At 50.0% G+C, this 402-nt stretch carries 1 pseudogene; it reads left to right on the top strand.

From position 1 onward, the window contains the following. Positions 1-402: pseudogene (locus tag H9X96_RS22535) on the top strand (hypothetical protein); the annotation flags it as partial.

Here is a 402-nt window from a genome sequence, read left to right as displayed (position 1 = left end):
CCTCGAAGAGCCGCCAGCGCATGTGAAGTTTCTGCTTGCGACCACAGACCCACAAAAACTGCCCATTACCATCATCTCGCGTTGTCTGCAATTTGTACTCAGACCTTTGCCGCAAGTGGCGCTCGCTGAATATCTTGGTACGATTCTGAACAAAGAACAAATCAGCTACGAGCCTGATGCCTTATGGCAGCTATCGAGCAGTGCCAAAGGCTCCGTGCGCGATGCGTTGTCACTCACTGATCAAGCCATTGCGTTTGGCAATGGCAATGTCACAGATGAAGTGATTCGCCAGATGCTTGGCTTAATTGACCAAGCCGATGTCATCGCTATCCTTGCCAATATTTATCAGCAAAATACCCAGCAGTTGACGCAATCCATTCAGCTTCTGCGTGAGCAGGTGGT

It is taken from the genome of Pedobacter sp. N36a (genome assembly GCF_014472395.1).
In the GTDB taxonomy this organism is placed as follows: Bacteria; Bacteroidota; Bacteroidia; order Sphingobacteriales; family Sphingobacteriaceae; genus Pedobacter.
Note: the sequence above shows the minus strand (reverse complement) of the source record. Positions and strands in the feature narration are given on the sequence as shown.